Origin of the sequence: Acinetobacter rongchengensis (genome assembly GCF_003611475.1) — a bacterium.
In the GTDB taxonomy this organism is placed as follows: domain Bacteria; phylum Pseudomonadota; class Gammaproteobacteria; order Pseudomonadales; family Moraxellaceae; genus Acinetobacter; species Acinetobacter rongchengensis.
Genome location: NZ_RAXT01000088.1, coordinates 1 through 6,846, shown reverse-complemented (window position 1 = coordinate 6,846; position 6,846 = coordinate 1). Strand labels below are relative to the sequence as shown.

Annotated in this window: 7 protein-coding genes; 4 read left to right on the top strand and 3 right to left on the bottom strand. The window is 33.6% G+C overall.

Annotated features, from left to right (window positions below; translation table 11 throughout):
• The first annotated feature begins 320 nt into the window (after positions 1–320).
• Complete coding sequence (locus D7V20_RS18120; RefSeq protein ID WP_120385318.1) at positions 321–755, top strand: putative hemolysin; 435 nt, start codon at positions 321–323, stop codon at positions 753–755.
• A 105-nt stretch (positions 756–860) separates the two neighbouring features.
• Here D7V20_RS18120 and D7V20_RS18115 read toward each other — a convergent pair whose 3' ends face one another.
• Positions 861–2,066 (bottom strand): amino acid aminotransferase, encoded by a 1,206-nt coding sequence (locus D7V20_RS18115; protein ID WP_120385317.1) that lies wholly within the window; start codon positions 2,064–2,066, stop codon positions 861–863.
• Positions 2,067–2,391: 325 nt separating this feature from the next.
• On the opposite strand from D7V20_RS18115, the gene D7V20_RS18110 reads away from it, so the two are divergent.
• Together D7V20_RS18110 and D7V20_RS18105 are read left to right on the top strand one after the other, a co-directional pair.
• Positions 2,392–3,165, top strand: coding sequence for an alpha/beta fold hydrolase (locus D7V20_RS18110; RefSeq protein WP_120385316.1), 774 nt, complete (start codon positions 2,392–2,394; stop codon positions 3,163–3,165).
• Positions 3,166–3,268: 103 nt separating this feature from the next.
• Positions 3,269–4,429 (top strand): MFS transporter, encoded by a 1,161-nt coding sequence (locus D7V20_RS18105; RefSeq protein WP_120385315.1) that lies wholly within the window; start codon positions 3,269–3,271, stop codon positions 4,427–4,429.
• 114 nt (positions 4,430–4,543) lie between these two features.
• Here D7V20_RS18105 and D7V20_RS18100 read toward each other — a convergent pair whose 3' ends face one another.
• Both D7V20_RS18100 and D7V20_RS18095 read right to left on the bottom strand, forming a co-directional pair.
• Complete coding sequence (locus D7V20_RS18100) at positions 4,544–5,239, bottom strand: LrgB family protein (protein ID WP_120385314.1); 696 nt, start codon at positions 5,237–5,239, stop codon at positions 4,544–4,546.
• Complete coding sequence (locus D7V20_RS18095; protein WP_120385313.1) at positions 5,239–5,703, bottom strand: CidA/LrgA family protein; 465 nt, start codon at positions 5,701–5,703, stop codon at positions 5,239–5,241. Before D7V20_RS18095 ends, D7V20_RS18100 begins: the two co-directional genes overlap by 1 nt.
• A 100-nt stretch (positions 5,704–5,803) precedes the next feature.
• On the opposite strand from D7V20_RS18095, the gene D7V20_RS18090 reads away from it, so the two are divergent.
• Positions 5,804–6,703 carry a LysR family transcriptional regulator gene (locus D7V20_RS18090; protein ID WP_120385312.1) on the top strand — a complete coding sequence of 300 codons (900 nt, stop codon included), beginning with the start codon at positions 5,804–5,806 and terminating at the stop codon, positions 6,701–6,703.
• The last annotated feature ends 143 nt before the right edge of the window (positions 6,704–6,846 follow it).

The window sequence follows — 6,846 nt, the reverse complement described above, 5'->3', positions numbered from 1 at the left end:
TTTGTTGTTCTTGTTGAGAATGATTCATAGGCAAACTACATCCTGTCAAAGCGATCATGAAAGATAAAATCGGTAAAATTTTGAATTTTGTCATCTTTTTAATTAATGTTTGCTGAATATTAAAATCATAACATTACTATATACGTGAATCATTAAACTTAGCACACTTACTGTTTGTCCTTTGTTAAGCTGAAGTGTGTAATTAAAAGAATATTTTAAAATATTTAATCTTGCATAAGACTGTATGAGTTTTATAAATTCAATATAAAAATAACACTTTTTTTGCTATGTTAAACCTTTCAATTAATAAAAGTATCTTTATGAAAAATATTGCATTTTTGTCTATCATCGTTACTTCATTATCTGCATGTTCATCGATTCAAAGCAATGAGTCAAATTCAACTAAATTGGGCTTAGCCAATCCAGCAAGTCAGTATTGCATAGAACAAGGTGGCAAATTAGAAATCGTCAAAGAGAGCAATGGCGAAGTTGGCTATTGTCATTTGAAAAATGGTGAAAAGGTAGAAGAGTGGACTCTATTCCGTCAGAGTCAAACGCAGTGTGTTGCAGATCAAGCAGCTAAACTGGTTGGGCAAACAGGTTTAACCGATGAACAAATTAAACAGAGCACCAAAGCCCAAGTCGTTCGAAGAGTTGCTCCGAATCAACCAGTAACCATGGATTATCGTGAAGATCGTGTCACCGTCAGTATAGAGCCAATCACCAAAATAATTACACAAGCAACGTGTGGTTAATATATTTCTGAAGATCAGGGACCATTATTTAAAAAGTTGGACTGATTCTAAACAAAAACCCAAGCAAGCTTGGGTTTTTAACATGGACTAAACTTAATGATTAAATTAAGAGGTTGCTTTGATCACTTCAGCAACTGAATCTGCAACATAATCAATATTCTTTAAATTTAAACCAGCGGCACACATACGACCGCTACGAACTAAATAAATCGCATATTTATCTTTTAAAATATCAACTTGCTCAGCAGTTAAACCTGTATAACTGAACATACCTTGCTGTGTAGTTAAATAATCAAAATTGCGATCAGGCAGTGCAGCCGTCAATTTAGCTTTTAACAGTTCACGCATCTGGATAATACGTTCACGCATTTCTTTTAGTTCGCTATGCCATTTTTCTGTCAATGTTGCATCATTCAGCACATTATCCACCACTAAAGCACCTGTGGTTGGTGGGCTAGAGTAGATGCGACGAACTGTTGCTTTTAATTGACCCAAAACTTTTTGTGCAGTCGCTTGATCATCACAAATAAAGCTTAAACCGCCTACACGCTCACCATAGAGTGAGAAAATTTTAGAGAATGAATTACTGACAATAAAATTCATACCCGATTTGTCTAAAGCACGAATCGCATAAGCGTCTTCTTCTAAACCTTGACCAAAACCTTGATAAGCAATGTCTAAGAATGGAATTAAATCGCCTGCTTTTAACACTTCAATAACACGATCCCATTCAGCAGGTGTTAAATCCGCACCAGTTGGGTTGTGACAACATGGGTGAAGTAAAACAATACCTTTTGCTGGGATTTGTTTTAAATCTTGCAACATTCCTTCGATATCGACGCCATTGCTTGTCGCATCGAAATAACGATAGAAATGTGAGTTAATACCTGCGCCATTAAAAATCGCTATATGGTTTTCCCAAGTAGGCTGGCTCACCCAAACATCTGATTCAGGGAAGTATTTTTTAAGGAAGTCTGCACCAACTTTTAACGCACCAGAACCGCCGAGTGTTTGAATCGTTACAGCACGACCATCTTTACGTGCTTGGCTGTCTGTACCTAAAACAAGCTTTTGGGTTGCTTCGTTATAAGACTTTAAACCATCCATCGGTAAATAAAGTTTTACCTTTTCATTGCTTGGTTCAATATTTTTTAAAGCAGTTTTAACTGCATCAAGCTGAGGAACAATAGTGTCCTCATTGTAATAAAGTCCAATGCTTAAATTTACTTTATTTGTCCGTTCATCTTTACCAAAAGCTTCCATCAGGGAAAGAATCGGGTCACCCGCATAAGGATCTACATGTTGAAACATGATTCAAAGTCCTAAATCAAACGAAGATATTCAAGTCTGATCATATATGTAATTTGAAGGATGACTCAACAGTAGAATCAGGATTATTTTGAATAATTTATTCGACTTTAGCTTATATTCGTTGGAAAAATTAGATTTGATTGCTGAAATCAGTTTTTGAGAGTTTTTTTGATCTATCTACTTTTGAACGAATAAAAATTATAGATAAAGTTTTGCATCGTTATTCTCATAATAAATTTGTAGATAAATCATTAAAAACATTGTTGATACCGTTATTTCTTGCCATCATATTCACTATTGAATTGGCTTTTTGGACGGTTTTTAAATGTTACTCAATTATCAATATGACCAAGTCACAACTACTTCAGATGCTTCCCCGACATTGGTTTTGATTCATGGATTATTTGGTAGTTTAAGTAATTTAGGTATGATAGCCCGTGTATTTCAAGGGAAATTCAATATCTTACAAATAGATGTTAGAAATCATGGTCATTCAGCACATTCTGAAGAAATGAATTATTTACTGATGGCCAGTGATGTTTTGGAAACCCTAGATCATTTAAATATTCAGCAATTTATAGTGATTGGGCATTCTATGGGCGGCAAAATTGCCATGAAACTTGCAGATTTAGCTCAAGATCGCCTAGAAAAAGTGGTTATTTTAGATATGGCACCATTCGCTTATAAGCAAAATCACCATGATCAAATTTTTAAAGCATTACTTGCTGTGGAAGATGCTCAAATTGAGTCACGTAAAGATGCAACAGAGATTATGCGCCAATATTTAAATGAAGAAATGGTGATTCAATTCTTATTAAAATCATGGAATAAGGGCAAGTGGTTGTTCAATGTACGGACCTTATATAAGGACTATCCAAATATATTAGGCTGGGATCAGCAACGTACGAATGCCGTTCCTATCTTATTCATTAAAGGTGGAAATTCTCCATATCTTTCAAAACCTGAGCATTTTGAAGCGATTGATAAACAATTTAGCAATCATCAGATTCAAGTTGTAGAGCATGCAGGGCATTGGTTACATGCGGAAAAACCAACGGAAGTGAATGAGCTTATTACGGATTTTATTGAGGCTTTGTAAATAAAATGAGTTGATATTTGCTTATAATTTATATTGATTATTCAATTAAATAGCTAAAATTAGCTTATAATTTGCATGTTTTGATTTGGTGCTGATAAATTCAATGATGCAATTCGATATACGTCATCGTTTGGCCGGTTTTTACTTTTGGTACTATTCAATCGTTGGGACGTTTTTGCCTTATTGGAGCCTCTACCTTCAAGACCAAGGATTTAACTATAAAGAAATCGGTTTACTTTCATCTATTGCCATTTTAACGCGTATTTTTGCCCCTTTTATTTGGGGTTTTATTGCAGATAAAACGGGCAAACGAATGTTTTTAGTTCGTATTGCTACATGGATGGAAGCTACCATTTGGTTTCTAATTTTTATTATTCTCAATAATATGCAATCAGTTGCATTGTTAATGTTTATCTTTAGTTTTTTCCAAAATGCGATTCTTGCCCAATTTGAAGGGGTTACATTATTTTGGTTGGGAGATAAACATACCAAATATTATGGAAAAATTAGAAAATGGGGTTCGATTGGTTTTATTGTCGGTGTATTTAGTATTGGTGCGATTCTAGAGATTATTGATATCCATTATTTACCAATGATGTTGTTATGCATTGCATTTACAGCATTTATTTGGTCATTTTCAATAAAAGAACCCAGTGCTGCGCCTCATGCTCAAAAAGCGCTAGAACCTTTATTGCCAATATTAAAAAGACCTGTGGTTGCAGCATTCTTCTGTATTGAATTTATTATGCTTTTTGCACAAGCACCATTCTATAGCTTTTATAGTAACTTTCTAAAAACATCTGGTTTCAGCACGACTGAGATTGGATTCTTATGGTCAGTTGGTGTTATTGCAGAAATTATTATGTTTAATTATGCCAATTACTTTTTGTCTCGTTTTTCATGGCGAGGTCTTATCGCTATTTGCTTAATAATGACCTGTATTCGATTTTTATTGGCTGGTTTTTTCCCTGAAAGTTTCTTTATTCAGTTTATTTCACAAAGTATACATGCATTTAGTTTTGGTCTATTTCATATTCTTGCGATGCGCATTATTTTGCAGAATTTCACGGCTAAACAACAGGGTAGAGGACAGGCTTTGTACAGCACCATGTGGGGCTTAGGTGTCGCTTCAGGAAGCATTTTAGCTGGACAATATTGGGAAATATTATCAGGAGCAACGATTTTTATCTGTGCAGGTTTGTCAGCATTAATCGGCTTATTGATGGTGAAATTCTTGCCGAAAAATATTCATGCAATACATTGATATTCAATAGATATTAATATTAATCCTTTGTTTAAAATAGCAATTTATATTGATTTGATTCTGTTTAAAAACCACTGCATATGTGATACTCAGTGGTTTTTTATGAGCGAATAATTAGCCAAGAACGTGAACAATAGTATGTACACAAAATGGCCCAAACAAAACCATAAATATTCCAGCTAAAACCATGGTTAAACTGGCAATCACACCTTCTTGTTTATGACGCATATAGGCTTTGGTTGTACCAAAACCATGTGCTGCATTGCCCAAAGACGCTCCTTGAGCAAAATGTGATTTAAGCTTTAAGGCAGCTAAAATTAAATCACCAATCAACATACCAACTACACCAGTAATCATGGTAAATAGAATAACTAATTCAACAGATCCACCAATATGTGTACTTAATTCCATAGCAAATGGTGTGGAAATCGATCGTGCCATTAAACTATATGTAGTTGATTGGTCGAAATGAAATAGTTTTGCTAAATAAAAAGCACTAAGCATTCCAGAGAACATTCCCATCATTACCCCCATAGAAATTGAAAGGATATGTTCTTTAATGATTTGGCGATATTCATAAATTGGAATTGCAAATGCGACTGTTGCAGGTCCTAACATCCAAACAATCCATTGACTATCAAGCATATAAGTATCATATGACACATGTGTTAACAGCAAAATAATGATTAAAACGATAGGAACAAATAACGCTGGTGATAAAAGCAAATAAGGAAATTTACGATAAAGTTTTTTGGCGAATAAATATGCCAATATTGTTCCAATAAAACAAAGGATTGAAATAATTGACATTATTTTTCTCCATTGATGAAATGTTTTGTGGAGTTTGTATGATGATGAGCGCTTTTAGAACGATATTGCTTGAATTTATTTTCAATTTTAAACCCCAAATGTACACTATATGCAGTCATAACCATGACACAAATTGTGCCTAAAACCACCGCTAAAATGAGTTGCCAGCCTTCAGTCATAAACAACGTTTTATACTTCATCAATCCAATAAAACAAGGGATAAAAAATAGAACTAATTCACTTAAGATAAAATCTGAGCCAGTTTTGATCCAAGTAAGTTTAAATATTCCTGTCATAAGTCCAATTAAAACAATGAATAAGCCAATAACGGCTGCTGAAATGGGTAAATCAAATTGATTCTGAATAATAGAACCAATCCACCAAAATAAAATCAGAAGCCCAACTTGTAATAATATTTTGGATATTTTACTGAAATGATGGATTTGATTGACATGGAGCAACATGAGAAATGTAATTTATTTCAAAGGATACGTTATTTTAGTTGCATTAATTTGCTATTATTATGAATAATAAAATTAAAATTATGCCATATTGGAATGATTGATGGATTTAAAAAACCTGAAAATTTTTGCTGAAATTGTGAATCAAGGTAGCTTTAGTTTAGCTGCTGATCATTTGTCCATGACTCAACCTACGATTAGTAAAGCAATCAAACATTTAGAGCAAGATTTAGGTGTAGCATTATTTAAAAAAGGCGAAGCAGGTAGAAAAAGGGAAGTGGTACTGACTTATGAAGGAGAGTTAATTTATCAACATGCAATACATATGTTGAATGAGCAAAATAAAATCTTTGAGACGCTGGATCAAATTCAAAATTTGAAGCAAGGTTATTTAAATATTGGCTTGCCGCCATTGGGTTCATTATTACTTACACCATTAATTGCATTGTTTCATAAACATTATCCAGAAATACAGCTTAAATTTTTAGAAGTTGGTGGAAATGGTGTTGAAGAAGCAATTGCAAATAAAAGCGTGGATGTCGGAGTTTTACTTGAAAATTTACGACCTAATTTTGCGGCGATTCCCATTTTAAATTCACCGATGTGTTTATTATCAAAGAAAAATTCACATTGGAATCAAAGAGAAACTGTATATTTAGAGGAGCTAAAAGAAGAAAGTTTTTTGCTTTATGCAGATAGTTTTGTCTTAAATAAAATGATTACACAAGCTGCGCATGCCGTAGGGTTTAAACCCAAAGTTGTGTGTAAAAGTAGCCAATGGGACTTTATTGTAAAAATGGTAGAGCTCAATATGGGAATCGCAATCTTACCTAAAACTTATTGTGATCAACTTGATACAAACAAATTTTCCTCAGCCATTTTACTTGAACCAAGATTAGATTGGACATTGAGTATGGCGTGGAATACCAGTATTGCGATGAGTCCAGCTACTAAGGCTTGGTTGAGCCTTGTAGAGCAAAATTTGGATAAAATTCATTTTTAATTGATTTGAGTGATTTTATCAACGTGTAGAACTATACAAACTAAGGTTGTTACTGAAAAAATTAAAGATTCAACTAACACAAATATTTAATCTACCAATTTCGCATAATGTATATTATGTTAAATTGAGTATCCAAGACTGTG